This is a genomic window from Sphingobacterium sp. UBA5639 (assembly GCF_002421245.1).
Taxonomy (GTDB): Bacteria; Bacteroidota; Bacteroidia; order Sphingobacteriales; family Sphingobacteriaceae; genus Sphingobacterium; species Sphingobacterium multivorum.
In genome coordinates, this window is the sequence record NZ_DIJR01000019.1 from 1 (window position 1) to 16309 (window position 16309).

Consider the following 16309-nt stretch of genomic DNA (forward strand, 5'->3'; position numbering starts at 1 on the left):
CATTGACCTCCGTTATAGACATACCAATCTAAATCTGATTTTCAATATTGCACCAGGATTAACTTTTACTTCCCAATCCGCCTATATCAAAGATATGGCCAATAGGGCTTATAATAGGCCATCAGCTTTGATGAGCGGTGCCGGTAATTATTCGTCAGCTTATTCTTATGAGAATAGCCAAGTCAGGATATCGAACTTTTTAACTTATATCAAACAGTTTGGAAAACACTCTTTAAATGTACTACTGGGTCAGGAAGCGGAAAAAAATAAAATGCAAAATGTATCCGCATGGGGTAGTCAGGGGGTATCGGATCAGATCCAAGTGGTTACAGGATTTCTGCAAAATAACATCGGTGCCAACTCCGATTTGCAAAAGTGGTCACAGCTGTCCTATCTCGGTCGCTTTTCCTATGATTTTGATAGTAAATACCTGTTTTCAGGGGCTGTCCGTGCGGATGGATCGTCCCGATTTGGAGAAAACAACAAATGGGGATATTTTCCGTCCGCATCTGTCGGCTGGATTTTAACTGAAGAAGATTTTCTGAAAAACAATCCTATATTCACCTTACTTAAAATTAGAGGAAGTTATGGATTGACCGGATCTCTCCCTAAAAGTAACTATTTGCAGTATAATCTCTATAATGTCAATAATGGGGGGTATCAGGGTAATTCCGGAGCAACTTCCTATAATGGCCAAGTGGCTATTACACCAAACTTTAATAATGGCGTTGCCCAAAAAAATCTCAGCTGGGAGCGCAATAGGCAATGGAATTTAGGTGTCGATATGGAATTGTACAAGGGACGTTTTACAGCTATGGTAGATGTATTTAATAAGGAAAACTATGATGGGCTATTTGACGTCATGCTTCCCGTCACGTCCGGATACGATTACGCCAAAACAAATTCGGTAGGAATCCGCAATTCAGGTGTCGATATTCAATTGTCTGCTGATATGTTCCCACGTAGCTCCACATTGAGCTGGCGGTCCAATTTAAATATTTCCTATGTCAAGAATCGGATCATGAATCTGCCAAATGGCGGCCGCGATATGGTCATGGATGGCGATCGATTTGATAAATCTCATATCCTCTCGGTGGGCAGCCCGATCAATGCATTTTATCTCTATAAAACTCTGGGGGTTTTCTCGACCCTGGACGATATTCCGGTCAATCCATATACAGGCGAACGCTATCGAAATTCCAATGGAACATTCAATCCCGGAGATTTTTATTTTGAAGATATAGATGGCGATTATTTTGTAGACGTATTTAATAGTGGTATTAATCCAGATAAAAGGGCGATTGGAGATCCTAATTTTAAGTGGACCGGAGGCTGGAATAACGTCTTTAGTTATAAAGACTTTTCGCTTACTTTGTTTTTTACCTACGGTTTTGGGAGGGATGTACTGAATCTTTTTGAATCAGATCAATTCAGTAACTCCACTTCGGGCGATGCGACTTCAAATTTTGCTTACTATTCGATACGGGATCTGGACAAACTCAATATCTGGAAACAGCCCGGCGACAAGGCCGAATACGCAAAATATGATATCGGCACCTATCGTTACTATTACACCTCTGCGCAGACTTTCTTTTTAGAAAATGGTTCCTATATGCGATTTAAGAACCTGATTTTTTCTTACAACCTCCCTGAACGGATCAGCAAGAAATGGAGTATTTCCAAAGTGAGATTCTTTGGTATAGTGGATAATGTTGCCCGTTGGCAAAAATCAAAAAAATTGCCGGATGCCGAGGCTGTAAACCCATATGGAGAGTATAACGGTGGTGGTTATCCGATTCCAAGAAAATATACATTAGGATTTGAACTAACTTTTTAAGACGATGAAAAGATTTTTTTTTAACTATAGACTAGCGGTGCTATTGATGCTGGTTTTCTTGCTAGGGTCATGTAAAAAGTTTTTGGTGGAAGAACCCGTCAATTCGACTTTCGCGGGCGCATATTGGAAAAGCTCAGGGGATTTACGGAGTGCTATGGCAGGTAACTATGCTTTGGTACGGGATGTGATGAATTCGGGTAACTGGAATCCGAGTCCACGATACTTTATGTATGGCGATGCAATTGCCAAGAATTATTTTACAATCCAATATAATGGTGATGGACTCGAAGGGATCCAAAATGGAGATTTTACATTTCAATACAATGTAGAGAATTTTGGAGATTGGACCAAGTACTATAAAGCGATTACGATGAGCAATATCATTATTAATCGAGTTCCTAAGGTGGCGGACGATTTACTGACCGATGTGACCAATCCAACGAAGTTCAAAAATGAGATGCTTGGAGAGGCTTATTTTTTACGGGCGTTCACTTATTTTATGATGCTACGCGTGTGGGGAGACGTGCCCGTGGTAACGGAAGAATACGACGACCCTATTTCTGCTCCAGAATTAGCACGGAGTACCAAAAAAGAGGTTATGGCGCAGATCGAGAAGGATGCACTGCAGGCACATGAATTGTTGCCTTGGCAATATTCACTTGTTGGGAACGCCAAAGTCACAGCCAATAAAGGCGCGGTGAATGCATTGTTAGCTCATTTCTACCTTTGGAAGGCAACAATGAGTGATGTCAATTCAAACCAACCTGATCTCGAAACGGTAGACAAAGCAGATAAAGCCATCGATGAAATCTTAAATAATGGTATGTATTCATTGACCGACACATCTAATTATTATAAGACTTTCGAAGGACTTTCGAGTGAAGGTATTTTTGAAATTGCAATGAGTGAAAATACACGCGAAGGAACCAATCAACATATTGCCAATATGTTTTTGAGAACTGCGCAGCTGGCAACTTCTGGAACAAATTCGAGGTGTTATGTCAATGCAGATTATCTGACAAATCATTTTTATAAAATAGACCAGGTTTGGGACTGGTATTGGAATACAAGTTTGCAGCAGTGGGAGTGGAAGGCGATGCCTTCACAGGTCTTCGACGATAGTGATATTCGTTGTAGACGTAATTTTACCGATCTAAACAGTGATAAACCTACTTGCGTAAAATATCAAAGTGTTGTCTACCGTAATCCCTCACAAAAGCAAGATGCTTATGTTAGCAATAATCTGATTGTCTTTAGGTTAGCGGATATGCGCTTGTTGAAAGCCGAAATTGCACTTTATAGAAATCAAGTTTCCAAAGCAATAGACATCATCAATGAATTTAGAAAAAGGAATGGCGCCGATGAATCTGCCTTCGTGGATAATACATCGAGTAAAGACGATGTCATGTACGAATATATTATTGAAAGAGGAAAAGAACTTTATCTCGAAGGGCATATTTTTTATGATCTATTGCGAACAAGGCAATACAGCAATTTTGTTCCATGGCTCTCGGAGTCCCGCTTCCGTCAGGAAGGATTCTATTGGCCAATTAATCCAGCCCTATTCAAAAATAATAACAAGTTGACACAGACCTCATACTGGAGAGGAAAGGTGTAAGCACTAAAAAAAGAATTATGAAAAAGATAACAGGATTGTTTGCGTCAATATTAATTTTTCTTTTCGCATGTAAGAAGGATAATTATAAAGTCGATGGTGGAAAGAGCGATGCCAACGTGAACCAGACAACTTATGATTTTTTGAAGCAGCATGGTAGCTTTGATTCGTTGGTTAAGATTATAGACCGTGCCGGTATTAAAGATATTGTGAATTCAGATGTCACGTTCTTTGCAACGAGCGATTATGGCGTACGGGATTATGTAGCCGCCAAAAAACAACAAAGGATCATTGAGGTGGGAAACGAAAATATTCAGTTCGGGATCAATAACATCCCAGTCAAAGAATTACGTGATTCGATGATGATCTACCTATTCGATGGAAAGATCACACGAGAAAATCTCAGCCCTGACAACAAATATTTTGTAAGCAAGCTTGGTGCAATTCCCAATGTCAGGTTCAATATCAAATTGCGCAGAACACGTGACTACAGCGATTATCTGGATTATGTAGATTATCTCAATTTCACAAAGGTGATCGGTACTCTTGATGCTGAGGAACCCGATTATAATGCGATTCCAAAAGATCAACTTGATAAATCCTATGATTGTCAAACCTCGGGAATTAGGACGACGACAGGTGTATTGCATGTATTGCAAAACACACATCGTTTATTTTTTAACGCCGGAAAAATGGCTGATTAGAAACTGATATGAAAACGAATTTAAAAATTTTATATAGCTTGCTGTTTGCTTTTGCGCTAACTTCTGGCTGCAAGAAAATTGAAAACGGCTTTTTGAGCGAAGGTATACGATATAAAGATAATACCATTTTTTGCAAACGTGGAATGTCCCTAACGATGTCTGACCGTATTAATACAGATGGTTCTACGCCCCCCTATACATTCGAATTGTTAAACTTAAACGATGAAGCAACAGGTCAGCCCGCACCGGATGTCTTTTTTAAAGAATTTGACATTCTAACCTTTAAGCCTGGTTTAGTGTTCAATGCCGAGACAGATACCACGGTCGAACTACTCAATAAAAAGAGAGAAACAGTAAAGAAAGCCCCGATGGAATTTAATACAGTCAGTGGACAGCTGGTTTTTAATCGAGCTTCTGCCAATCTACCTTTAGGGCGTTTTAATTTTGATGTCAAAATGACCAACCCTAGAGGAGAGCGTGTATTCCCTAAATTGGCCACCATCGAGATTGTAGAACCTACGATTGATGATATGTTTAAAGTAACCTATCAAGCGGCAAGTGGATCGAGCGCTGCAGAAGTTTTTACCGGAATTACAGCCCCAAAAGTGACTTGTACAAAAATTTCAAACGATGGCGCTCGTGTTATCCTAAAGATCGTCGATAAAAATGGAAATGCATTCAATCCTAAAAATGGAGAAGTGACCAAACGGGGGGATCGACCGATGTTTGAATCTCATGTGAAGTTTAATCCAGTCCAAGTGACAGATAATTCGTTGATCTGTGATTTTGAGGTTGCACCTTTTCCGCTTGCTAAATTAATTGGAAAAGATGGAACAGATTGGGGTTTTCTCAATTACTATCGCATCCCCATGAAGTATGCCCAAATCGACGGCTTAAGTGCTAATAATGTCAACCCTGTTTTTGGATTCCAGCTATTGATGGAAGGTACTTATGAGGTTCAGGTAAAACTGCCAACGGTAACGCGTATTACACAATAAAGATTAGGGGAGCATAGTAAGTTCCCCACACTTTATTAAACCCAGATCTATATTAAACTTAGATGCCCACAGTGCGAAAATTAACCAATTATGAGCAAATTTTGACATTTTATTAGATGTGCGATTGACATTTCTCAATATGTTACGCTTGTTGTCTATATTTAGTAAAACCAATGTTGAGTAACCTAATACTAACATGCTATGAAAACGTTACAATTTAATATTCCTGTAATTAAAGGACAAAGCATCACTGTCCAGGAGGATATCTCGGAATCGTTCTATCCACATTTGCATCGTCATCAAGAAGCCCAGTTAATGTGGATTACGAAAGGAAAAGGTGTATTGCTTGTGGATGAAACCCTCCATCCCTTTAAGGAAAACGATATATTTTTCATCGCTGCTCACCAAGCACATGTATTTAAATCTGTATCCGAGGATAAGGCTGGTGATGCCGCTAGATCCATTTCGATCTTTTTTGATCCGGAAGGGAGGTTGAAACAACTTTTTATGTTGGGTGAATTTGAATCCTTGGAGCAATTTTTAAGTCAGGATTCCAGGGGATTTAAGATTCCGGAGGTGGATTTCGACATGGTATCTAAGCGTATGCTGTTATTAAAACAATCGGAAAAGATCGATAAAATGATGCATTTCTTCTATTTGCTCCGGACACTAGCCCAAATTTCAAAGAGAACAGATGCGCTCTGTCCCGAACCGATGGAGACTGTAGTCGGTTCCACTGGAAAAAATAACCGCATAGAGAAGGTTTGTCATTATATCAATACACATTTTAAACATGGGCTTACTTTAGAAAGTGTTGCAGAAAGGGCACACCTGTCGCCACAGGCATTCTGCCGTTATTTCAAAAAACACTGTGGAATCACTTTAGTTGGTTATCTAAACCGGATACGAATTAATGAGGTTTGTAGTCAATTGGGAAAAGATCATTTACATTTGGAAAATATCTCATTTATTGCTTACAACTGCGGCTTCAATAGCATTACAAATTTTAACCGCGTATTTAAACAGATTATCGGCTGCACACCGAAAGAGTATATTTTGCGCTATGATCAGCGCTATACAGAAAATACAATTGTTTCATATGTTTAGTTTAAGGCCACGTCGTGAGACGTGGCTTTTATGTGGAGAGATTTAGTACGATCAGAAATCCTAATATTCCTAATTTTTGAAGCATAGTCTTCATAGATGGTTTTATATTTGATTAGTAACGTGTTGTTTGGAGTATAAAAGTAATATAGCTATTATCCGCTACTACCTAAAACTAAAGAAAAACTTGTCTTATGCTAAGATCGATTGGAAAATCTATCTATAAATTCGTTAATAATAACGGAAAATCGAGGCCGTATTTAATAAAAAAAAATTGGCAATGGAAAATTATAGTCAAACTATCCAGTTGGGTGTAACAAAGGATCGGGTCTTTAAAGCACTAACCGATGAAATACCATTTTGGTGGACAATCATGTTTGAGGGCTCTTCCAATAAGAAGGACGATAGATTTACAATTCGCTTTGGAGATCTTATTTACAAAGTAATGCAAGTGGAAGACTTACATGAAAATGCAAAAGTTGTTTGGCATGTCGAAGATTCATTGATAGCCCTTCCCGGATTGAATAATCAAAAAGAATGGATTGGCACAACGATCGTTTGGGACATCACAGAAAAAGAAAACGGGATTGTGTTGCAACTTGAACATATTGGCTTATCCCCTGAAATCGAATGCTATGATATTTGTACAGATGGATGGCGACAATTTGTGAAAAGTTTAGAAGCATATATTGAAACAGGTAAAGGACAGCCTTTTTCGAATTGATCCTTGCTAGCAAATATAGCTTCTGTTAAGGTATTACTATCTTCATAGTGGGTTGGATGTGACAACCAAGCTTCCGGAATGGATTTTTTATCATAATAATATATAACTGTGAGCCTGCCCTTGGGGGGCTCCAGTATCTGTCTCTCCTCCGAGATTAATAATCCCTAAAACAGTGCCTCTATAATTTTTCTTTCCCCCCAAAAGTACCATAGGCTTGATTCTAAGCTGTCTATCATATATCCATTAGATCCCAGCTCATCTTCAGATTTACTCCTGATGTTATGTAGATTGATGTGGTCGAAATAAAACCTCCCCACTGTGGAAAGAATTGATTGGATCTGAATTCATTGAAACTAGGATAGCTATAATTTCTGGTAGAAGCTTTGTTAATTGTTTGATTAATTTATGAAAATAACAATTAAATTAATAATCTGTTTGATGAAATAATTGAAATAATTTACGATATTTGAATGAATTATAAAACTGTGAAGAAATAAAAATTAATATGCTTTCTGAAAGATCAATGGCCATATGGATCTACATTGGTGTGGAAAGCATTTATTTCTAGAATTGAATAAGAACAATGGAGTATTTTTCCCAACTTGGATACCATTCGAACGAAATCATAAAATTCGCTGCCGCTAGCGGAATCTTTTCCCTACTTTTAAAATGTGGTAAAGTAATCCATTTTACACCACAAGATCCGGAGCATTTTAGAGCCTGGTTGACTGAAAAAAACATTGAAGATATTAAAAGCGAAAAACAGCAGCGAGAATTTTTGAGGACTAGCATTTAATACCATAAACAGTAGATAATATTTTGGTGAAAAGCCAAAAATTATATTTTTTTATATAAAAAATCAATTTATACGATCTTATGAAAAAGACATTACTTCTATTGGCGCTGCTGATTTGTATGACCATTAATAGCTTTGCCCAAGAAAGTTCGATGTTATGGAAAATTTCCGGTAATGGTCTAAAACAAGATTCTTATTTGTTCGGTACGATCCATATGTTGTGTCCAGACGACTTTGTCATCAAACAGAAGAATTTAGATGCACTAAATGCTAGTAAAAAGGTAGTTTTTGAAGTTGATCTTTCCAAACCAGAAAATGCAAAATCTCTACAGGCATTTACTGTTTCGGATCCGAGTTTTATAAAGTCATTTTCTGAAGACGATATCAAAAAGATGGACAGCGTGTTGATCGCACAGCAGCTTTCAATCAAATTGTTGGATTATGTATCACCTGTTGCTGTTATATCCTTGTTCTCGATGAAAGGATTTAATTGCCCGGATCCGACAAAGATGAAGTCTTATGAGGTCGAGCTGTCAGCACTTGCGACCAGCCAAGGAAAGGTAATAGGAGAGTTGGAGACACCTGATTTTCAATTTAATTTGCTGAAGGATCTTATTACACCCAAATTGTTCATGGAATCTGTTTTTCAGTTGGACGAATACCCTGCATTGACAGTCAAGATGGTTCAAGCTTATAAATCAGAGAATTTGGAAGAGTTGACAAAATTGCTCCAAGATCCAGCCTGGATGACGAAAGAACAAAAAGAAAAATTGTTAATTGGGAGAAATTTGAATTGGAGTAACCTGATACCCCCTATGATCAATGAAGAATCCTGTTTTATTGCCGTTGGCGCAGGGCATTTGACCGGTGATCAGGGGCTGATTACCTTACTCCGAGAAAAAGGATTCAAAGTAGAGGCCGTAAAATAAATCTTATCTTAGTGGATATTTAAAACTAAGAAAAAAATGGCATCCGAGCACAACGAAACAGTAGAGATATTGAAAACAGGTGGCAAGACATATTTGATTTTTGGTATAAGTAGGGGATTAGGCAGAGTTATAGCGTTGAATTTGCCAAATGAGAATGATCTAATATTTGGTATTTCCAGGAATGAACCAAATTATTTAAGTGCCAATTCAGACATCCGATGGATTGCTACCGATCTATCCCAACGGAAAGAATCTTCGGAGACGATAAAGGCGGTAATAGGAAATCAACGGATTGATTATTTTATCTATAATGTTGGGATATGGGAAAAAGACGCATTTACGGAAGCGTATAATTTTGCAGATAACAGCGCCTCCGAAATAATAAACTTAATCAATACGAATATTACGTCTTGCATTTTAAATGTACAGTCGGTAATAGATAATTTAAGACAATCGTCCAACGCTAAGATTATATTGATTGGTTCTACTTGGGGGTTAGATAACCACAGTGGAAAAGAAGTTGCATTCTCTGCGACAAAGTTTGCATTACGTGGTGTTGTCCATTCCTTACGGGAAAACCTTAGAAAAGATAAAATAGGTGTTTCCATATTAAATTTGGGCTATTTAGCGACAGAATTTGATCATAATGAAACAATAGAAAACGTTATTGTACAAACACAAGGTAATCTTATTCCCCTGCAAGATGTAATCCAAGCATTACGATTTATTATCTCTACTTCGGCGGCAAGCTGTGTAAAGGAAATTAATATGCCGGCAATGTGTGATTTTAATCTATAACATTGCTTTTGATCCGCACTTCTTGCCGTTATAAATTTTTTGACATCGCGATAAATTTGCATTTGGTCAACGTATACATGCACTATATCAAAAAGATTGGTGCTTGAGCCGTCCAAAAGCTTCCTTTGTTGAAAAAACATGAGGAAACAAGTATTATGTGCAGTTATACTCAGCGGTTTTACTACGCTGACTGCACATGCTCAAAATGCAGTATCGGGACAGGTTGCTGTGGATTATGTCCCACTATCAAATTATATTCGCCCTGAAGATAGTGTTAAGACAGGTTCAAAGAGCGATTTTAGGAGAATACAGTTTAACCTGGAAGTTCCACTATCCACCAAAATAGACTCTTCTGGCAATATAAAACGCTGGTCCTTGAAGATAGGGGCAGCTTATGCAAAGATGGAAAATAGAGGGTATGAAGAACCCTTATTCCCGACTGAAATGCTCAATGCGGAAATGGGACTTCAATACCTGACCTCATTAAGGAAAAATTGGTCTCTATTGACTTTCGCCTCCGTTGGGATTTATTCAGACCTCGTTAAAGTAAATGGTAAGGATATACTGGGGCAGGGAGGTGTGCTTTTTATTAAAAAATTTAGACCGAATTTAGCGTTTGGATTTGGACCTGTATTGAGCAATAGTTTTGGCGTGCCAATGATCCTGCCAGGTTTGTATTTTGATTGGAAAACAAATGGAAAAGTGAAGTTCAATGTGAATTTCCCGCAAGGTCTATCCGCATCCTATCACCTCAATGAATTGGTTGATCTTCGTGCTGTCGTTAATCTAGATGGTATGACTGCAGAGCGAGAAAAGAATGGGAAATCTACTTTGGCCGGTTTTATGTTATTGACAGCTGGGCTTCAGCCTCAGTTCAATTTGGGCAAGAGCCTGAAGCTCCAGCTGACCGGCGGAAGCACACTTGCCAGATTGTATGTAGAAAATGATCGATCCTTAAAGAGTTTATTCAAGAATAAAACGCAGGAAGATCCCCGATTTTCACCGACTTTCTATACTTCCGTAGCATTTAAATGGAATATGCCTTAATCATCGGCTAAGGAGCTTCTTAAAAACAATATTTTGGAGAAGCTCCTCCCTTTTTGTGCGCGAGATTGGCAATTCTTGGTCCTGTATATATACTCTCCCTCCAGTAATGATGTCAATGTGGTTTACATTGACTAGGTAGGATTTGTGAATACGAAAAAAATGGTTGCCGGGTAATGCCTCTTCCAAAGCTAACATGGTTTGATGGATTGTAATTGTACGCTCTTTAAAGTGAAGTTTTGTATAATTTTGCATACTTTCCGCGTACAGAATATCTGTCCAGGAGATTTTAACAAAAGCATCCCCCTGTCTTACAAATAACATATTGTCATTCGGACTACTTTCCTGTAAGGGTTTGTTCCGCTGTAGAAAAAGCTGATAAGCTTTGGTGCTGGCCTGATAGAAACGCTGGAAAATTATAGGTTTGAGGAGGTAATCAACAGCTTGAAGTCTGAATCCTTCCAAAGCATATTCTGAATAAGCTGTGATGAAGATACATAAAGGCGGGTTTTCAAGGGAGTCTAAAAAGTCTATACCATTGAGATAGGGCATATTAATATCTAAAAAAATAAGATCTATATCGCCCTGCTGTAACCTCGAAGTTGCAGCTAGTGCTGAAGGAAATGTTTCCACTAAATCCAAAAAATCGATCTGCTCGGTCATTTCGGCAATATGTTGGCGCAGCATAGGTTCATCGTCTACGATGATACATTTCATTTTAATTTCTTCCATTGTCAATAGTTAGCTGTTAAGATCGATGGTCAGTTGTATAGTAAAACTGTTGTCAAGTTTATGGATTGTTAACGAATAGTTGTTTTCATATTGCAGTTCCAGTCTTTTTTTTTACATTTTCCAGCCCTATCCCCGAGTGCCCAGTCGAAGCTAATTGCGGATAGTCCTGATAACTATTACTGATGTTGAATTGAAGTTTTCCTTCTTCCTCAACACAGGATAACGCTATGCCTCCTTTTTGATTTGGAAGACGGTTTACGTGTTTAAATGCGTTTTCGACAAAACAGATGAGCATCAATGGTGCAATATATAAATCCTTTGAAGATTGATTCCATGAACAGCTTACATCCAGTTCGTCGCCCCATCGCATTTTTTCTATGGCTATAAAATCCTGTAAATATTGCAGTTCGCGTGTTAAAAGTACGAGGGGTTGGTTGCACTCATAGAGCTGGTACCTCAGAATGTCCGAAAATTTCAGAAGCAAATAATCGGCCATTTCCACATTCTTTTTCATGAGGATATGAATATGGTTCAAGACATTAAACATAAAATGAGGATTGACCTGATCCTGTAAAAATTTCACCTGACTTTCAAGGAAATTCTGCTGCAATTGACTGTGTATGCGTTGAATATCAGCATGTTCCTGATAAAATCTAATCCCGCAGGCCGTACCATTGATCAGTAGGGAAGATGGAATACCTTGATAGAAATGAGTGAGTATTAGATCTGTCCGTTCATGGTTAGATATTCCTTCTTTGGTGAGAATGAAGTAGTAATCTATGCCACCAATTAAAATAGCTAAAATGATCACAAAAGCGATCGCTTTCAGCACAAAAGGTTTCATTTGTCGAGTCTTGATCGCTTCAGGCAAAACCCGGTCACTCAGCCATTGTGATACAACAATGGACGAAACCATAATTAGTGATGTATGGAATAGGGCCTGTAACGCATTGAATTCATCTTTTATTTGAATCCATACTGCAAATCCAAGTACAAGCCAAAAGAGGCTAAGGAAAAGATGTTTATTTAAATAGTCTTTTTTGAACATATCACGATTTAAAAAAAATACCCTTGGAGCCTGATTCCTAGGTAGCTCCAAAGGTAAAACTTATTCATTGTTTTAGAAGATAAAGTAACCCAATCCAATAGAAAATGCCTGTGGTTTGGATTTAAAAGATTTGTTGAGGTCAGAAAAACCGCGTTCATAGCTAACATCAAGTGTAAATCGCTGAATATCGACTCCCAAACCGCCGGTAACTTGTAAGTTCGATTTGTCAAAATGTTTGATTCCCTGTTGTATTGCTTTGAGAGGCGGCAAATTGTCGTTTAGCGTATAGCTGTAAATTGCACCAGCTAATACTCGGAAATTGATGTCCTGATTTTGGTAGATTTTGTAGCCTGCAACGACGGGGATATCAATCGCATTCCATTTGAGTTTGCTTTCGGTTTGCCCTTGCGGTTTAAGGGCTGCTTTGCGTTTATTGAAAAGAGCTTCACCCTGGATATAAGCTCTTCCAAGATTAACTCTTGCCATACCCCCTACGTGTAATCCTATGGCATATTTGTCATCTAAGTCTGCTAATTCGGTATTGAGTTTGTTGAGACTACTTCCCCCTTTAATACCCAATTGAATGAAAGGTTGCTCCTGAGCAAACAGTTTTTTGCTAAACATCATGGCAAATAATACGATGCATGATAAAATTGCGTTTTTATTCATTTTATATTGTTTTAATTTGTCCAAAAGAACAAAGGATCAATTCCTTGGCAAAAAGAGTTTGACGAACGGCATTTTTGGAGTGACGAAGGTTATTATAGGGATGATTAGTCTGTCAAGATTTCTATTTGTTTGTCAAGATTTCTGGCTTAAGCGTCTTTTTTCAGGATAGATGGGAAAAGGTCTATTGTTTTTTTTAACTTACAAGATAGATTTTGTTTGGTCAATTGTGTTGTACAAATAATCGATTTCATGAAAAATCCGTTGAAGCGAACGTTTTCCTTTTCCTATCTGGTATGGCCGTTTTGTCTGCTTATACTAACATCCTGTTCTAAAGAGGGACTTAATTCACAAGGAGGTCTAATAGATCCCGGTTTTAAAGCTGTCAACTTACAAACCGGAATCAAGGAAAATGTAATTCCGATCAAAGCGGATTTATGGTATGTATCCTATGTCAAAGATGCCCTTACAGGAGAAATATTGAAAGATTCCACTGGGAAAAAGCTCAAGTTGGAGCGTACGGGCTCGATTGGGGTTGACGGCGGGTGGCTACAGTTGGAAAAAACAATTAATAACGAGCTTAAATTGACCTTATTGGAAAATTTTAGTGATCAGCCTAGGAATTTTGCTATTGGCATATTATCAGCGGATAAAATGGATGAAGTGAATTTTATTCAAACTAGGGCTGATGGATATGAGTTGGTCAAAAAAGAAATCGAAGAAGTGAAAGAAAGCCGGAAAATCTATGTCAGTACCGAAGGGTGTACTGCGATGAATCTGGTAAATAGCTCAAATCGGGAGCGAAAAGTCGATATCACTGCCATTTTTAAGGACGTAAAGTATAGTTCCGAATTCATAAGTGACAGCTACGGCGCTTTTGACTGGCTCAATAAAACAGACTCTACGATCTTCATGGATGAATTAATGGTAAATGGTGGAGTTCGCTGGCAAGGTAAAGTTCCTTACAGTAAAGGCAAAACTTTTGAAAATTATATTAAATCTGGAGATAAACAAGAATTGCTGCTCAAACCCAATGCCCAGATAACTGCGAGAGGTGAATTCAAATACCTCGAAAGAATTTGCAATTATATCTTCACGATCAAGAATAAAACATCTGGGCACGAATTCCAAGTGAAGGGTATCTGGAAGCAAAAGGTTCCGCTGACCCCACGGACTATTTTGGAATAAGATTGTTTATGAGGTTTTAAGCATAACAACAATATAATGACCTTTTTGTAATTCTCAGTAAATAAAAAAGCCACATCAGATGATGTGGCTTTTTTATGATCTGCTTAATAGCTATACAAAGTCTTATTTGACTTGTGTAATTGTTCCGTTAGTAACGCTTCCCCAATTTGTAAGACTTCCATAAACAATTAATTTAGACTTACTGTTGGCAAATTCTACCTTTCCGCTACCATTAATAGTCAAGTTACCGTATACGACAACTTCACCGTCAATAACCATCTTACCATTGATAAATGAAGTGGATTTTGATCCTACAGTTCCTTGAGAAAGTGAGCCAGTTATACTCAAGATACCGCTTCCGTTTACGGTAAAAGTTCCACCAATAACACCCGAGCCTACCAAATTCATTGTTGAATTGACGTTAATGTTTTGCTTCAAAGCGATTGAACCATACATGTTGAATACACCGCTGTTGATGTTAACGGAATTTCCATTGATATTGAGTGTGCCACACCAGTTAAAATTCCGGTTGATATTAACGTTTGAAGCAAATGTTTTTGTATCCGAGTAGCTCGCTTCATTATTGACATTCAGGTCTGCTTGTGTATTACCTGTGAAAGCTGGATAAGTACCATTACAGCTTGGAGTTGTTGGTTTCAGATCGATGAGTTTAAGAATTTTTAAGCCACCTTTTCCCGTTGCCACAAAAACATAGTTATCTCTACTGATCACAAAATTACTTGAACTGTTGTCAATGGCATTGAAGCTTGCACTACCGATATAGTTAAAGTTGTTTTGTGTATCAAATTGATAGGCTGCGATACCAGCACCACCGTTGGCAACAAATACACGTTTGTCGTTTGCGGAAACAGCATTGGTCACAATATCTTCCGGATCCATGTTGCTGTCATCAGGACTTACTGGAATACTAATGCGTTTATCCAGAGCTCCTGTATTTATATTATAAATACCCAAGCCCTGAGCGCCTTCAGAAGCTAAAAGATAACTGCTGTAAAAATCGATAGTACGTTTTGCTGAACTTGGATTTTGACCCACATTGATTGTTTTAACCGGATCAAGATTATTGGATACAACTTTTATCCCCTGTGTTCCTGAAAGCACATACACTTGATTCTGGTATGTTCTTACAGATAGAAGATCCGCAATAGTTACCGATTTTTCGATAGCGCCCGAAGATTTATTGATTTTAGAAATAGCACCCGCATTACCTGAAACAGCATACTGGCTTTCGTTGTTAAAAGTAACATCTGTTGCCACATAGCTTGGCAGACCTGTATAACGATAAGCATCGGTAGGTAAGCCATTCTGAAGCGGTAAAACAATAAGAACTGCAGGGGAGGTCATTTTTGCCAATACACCTTCATCTGCTGCTCCAGCTAAGAGTAGACTATTGCCATCAACTGCCAAGGAGCTAATGTCGATATTCGGCAATTTAGTATTTACAATAAGACGTGGGTTATTAATATCTGAAATGTCGATGACATCGACACCACCAAGATAGCGATCGCCTTCGGTATTGTAACTTACATAAGCGTAGTTGCCCGAAACAGCAACATGGGTTGCCCGAAGCTTATTGCCTTCATAATCCGGAGGAGCGACTTGTGCGACCAATGCTAATGAGAAGTCTGGGTTTTGAGTGGCAGTGACTGTCGAACCATTGGCTGCTCGCTTACCGGATGCTAAAAGATTAGATAACGGCAATAAACCAGCATTTTGATGATCTAAACGTGCATTCAGTTGGCTCGCATTATTGTCGATAACAACAGACTGATTATTTTTAGGGTCATCAATGTTATCATTGTTTTTGTTACAGCTAATAATTGCGGTCAAGGTCAATGCTAAAAGTGGCAGGTAAAATTTCTGTTTCATAATATTATATATCTATCACAAAAGTAAACCAAAAATCTTGTAGTTAAGTTTTGTTGCGGTTAATTTTTATAAAGCTGTAGTTGTTTTACTACTACATTTTATGCCGTGTAAACTTCTAATGAACATAAATTTTTCCATAGCATGTTCAACTAGGTTTAGCATCTGTAACGCTCGCAACAGCTCCCTTTCAGCTGTGTAATGGGGTACTTAAGAAATGTGGTTTTCTCTTCGACTAG

Annotated in this window: 14 protein-coding genes; 10 read left to right on the plus strand and 4 right to left on the minus strand. The window is 38.2% G+C overall.

Translation table 11 applies throughout. The annotated features are described in order from the left end of the window. The 9 genes from B4Z90_RS11010 to B4Z90_RS11050 all read left to right on the plus strand — a co-directional run. A partial coding sequence (locus tag B4Z90_RS11010) for a SusC/RagA family TonB-linked outer membrane protein (RefSeq protein WP_286802186.1) occupies positions 1–1837 on the plus strand: 1837 nt, incomplete at its 5' end. Positions 1838–1841: 4 nt separating this feature from the next. Next, entirely contained in the window at positions 1842–3455 is a 1614-nt protein-coding gene (locus B4Z90_RS11015) for a RagB/SusD family nutrient uptake outer membrane protein (protein ID WP_286802188.1), read from the plus strand. A gap of 17 nt (positions 3456–3472) precedes the next feature. Further along, on the plus strand, positions 3473–4156 hold the full coding sequence (locus tag B4Z90_RS11020; protein ID WP_070565225.1) for a hypothetical protein: 684 nt from the start codon (positions 3473–3475) through the stop codon (positions 4154–4156). An 8-nt stretch (positions 4157–4164) separates the two neighbouring features. Beyond that, complete coding sequence (locus B4Z90_RS11025) at positions 4165–5154, plus strand: DUF5007 domain-containing protein (protein ID WP_286802190.1); 990 nt, start codon at positions 4165–4167, stop codon at positions 5152–5154. A 201-nt stretch (positions 5155–5355) separates the two neighbouring features. Further along, positions 5356–6261, plus strand: coding sequence for an AraC family transcriptional regulator (locus tag B4Z90_RS11030; RefSeq protein ID WP_070565230.1), 906 nt, complete (start codon positions 5356–5358; stop codon positions 6259–6261). Positions 6262–6538: 277 nt separating this feature from the next. Further along, positions 6539–6982: an SRPBCC family protein gene (locus tag B4Z90_RS11035; RefSeq protein WP_286752517.1), complete on the plus strand. Its 444-nt coding sequence runs from the start codon at positions 6539–6541 to the stop codon at positions 6980–6982. 876 nt (positions 6983–7858) lie between these two features. Continuing rightward, complete coding sequence (locus B4Z90_RS11040) at positions 7859–8707, plus strand: TraB/GumN family protein (RefSeq protein WP_286752518.1); 849 nt, start codon at positions 7859–7861, stop codon at positions 8705–8707. A gap of 36 nt (positions 8708–8743) precedes the next feature. Next, positions 8744–9505, plus strand: a complete 762-nt coding sequence (locus B4Z90_RS11045; protein ID WP_286802191.1) for an SDR family NAD(P)-dependent oxidoreductase — start codon at positions 8744–8746, stop codon at positions 9503–9505. A gap of 138 nt (positions 9506–9643) precedes the next feature. After that, entirely contained in the window at positions 9644–10552 is a 909-nt protein-coding gene (locus tag B4Z90_RS11050; protein WP_286802192.1) for a DUF6268 family outer membrane beta-barrel protein, read from the plus strand. Here the strand turns inward: B4Z90_RS11050 and B4Z90_RS11055 are convergent, their stop codons facing one another. The 3 genes from B4Z90_RS11055 to B4Z90_RS11065 form a co-directional block, all read right to left on the minus strand. Next, positions 10553–11281: a LytR/AlgR family response regulator transcription factor gene (locus B4Z90_RS11055; protein WP_286768442.1), complete on the minus strand. Its 729-nt coding sequence runs from the start codon at positions 11279–11281 to the stop codon at positions 10553–10555. A gap of 85 nt (positions 11282–11366) precedes the next feature. Further along, positions 11367–12329, minus strand: coding sequence for a sensor histidine kinase (locus B4Z90_RS11060; protein ID WP_286802194.1), 963 nt, complete (start codon positions 12327–12329; stop codon positions 11367–11369). A 72-nt stretch (positions 12330–12401) separates the two neighbouring features. Then, complete coding sequence (locus B4Z90_RS11065; protein WP_286802196.1) at positions 12402–12998, minus strand: porin family protein; 597 nt, start codon at positions 12996–12998, stop codon at positions 12402–12404. A 249-nt stretch (positions 12999–13247) separates the two neighbouring features. Here B4Z90_RS11065 and B4Z90_RS11070 point away from each other — a divergent pair, with 249 nt between their 5' ends. Then, positions 13248–14183 carry a hypothetical protein gene (locus B4Z90_RS11070; RefSeq protein ID WP_286802197.1) on the plus strand — a complete coding sequence of 312 codons (936 nt, stop codon included), beginning with the start codon at positions 13248–13250 and terminating at the stop codon, positions 14181–14183. 123 nt (positions 14184–14306) lie between these two features. On the opposite strand, the gene B4Z90_RS11075 is transcribed toward B4Z90_RS11070, so the two are convergent. Then, positions 14307–16073 (minus strand): hypothetical protein, encoded by a 1767-nt coding sequence (locus tag B4Z90_RS11075; RefSeq protein ID WP_286802198.1) that lies wholly within the window; start codon positions 16071–16073, stop codon positions 14307–14309. Positions 16074–16309 lie beyond the last annotated feature (236 nt).

Coding starts and splice junctions, on each gene's coding strand:
- B4Z90_RS11015 (WP_286802188.1), top strand. CDS start 1,842: ATGAAAAGATTTTTTTTTAACTATAGACTAGCGGTGCTATTGATGCTG.
- B4Z90_RS11020 (WP_070565225.1), top strand. CDS start 3,473: ATGAAAAAGATAACAGGATTGTTTGCGTCAATATTAATTTTTCTTTTC.
- B4Z90_RS11025 (WP_286802190.1), top strand. CDS start 4,165: ATGAAAACGAATTTAAAAATTTTATATAGCTTGCTGTTTGCTTTTGCG.
- B4Z90_RS11030 (WP_070565230.1), top strand. CDS start 5,356: ATGAAAACGTTACAATTTAATATTCCTGTAATTAAAGGACAAAGCATC.
- B4Z90_RS11035 (WP_286752517.1), top strand. CDS start 6,539: ATGGAAAATTATAGTCAAACTATCCAGTTGGGTGTAACAAAGGATCGG.
- B4Z90_RS11040 (WP_286752518.1), top strand. CDS start 7,859: ATGAAAAAGACATTACTTCTATTGGCGCTGCTGATTTGTATGACCATT.
- B4Z90_RS11045 (WP_286802191.1), top strand. CDS start 8,744: ATGGCATCCGAGCACAACGAAACAGTAGAGATATTGAAAACAGGTGGC.
- B4Z90_RS11050 (WP_286802192.1), top strand. CDS start 9,644: ATGAGGAAACAAGTATTATGTGCAGTTATACTCAGCGGTTTTACTACG.
- B4Z90_RS11055 (WP_286768442.1), bottom strand. CDS start 11,281: ATGGAAGAAATTAAAATGAAATGTATCATCGTAGACGATGAACCTATG.
- B4Z90_RS11060 (WP_286802194.1), bottom strand. CDS start 12,329: ATGTTCAAAAAAGACTATTTAAATAAACATCTTTTCCTTAGCCTCTTT.
- B4Z90_RS11065 (WP_286802196.1), bottom strand. CDS start 12,998: ATGAATAAAAACGCAATTTTATCATGCATCGTATTATTTGCCATGATG.
- B4Z90_RS11070 (WP_286802197.1), top strand. CDS start 13,248: ATGAAAAATCCGTTGAAGCGAACGTTTTCCTTTTCCTATCTGGTATGG.
- B4Z90_RS11075 (WP_286802198.1), bottom strand. CDS start 16,073: ATGAAACAGAAATTTTACCTGCCACTTTTAGCATTGACCTTGACCGCA.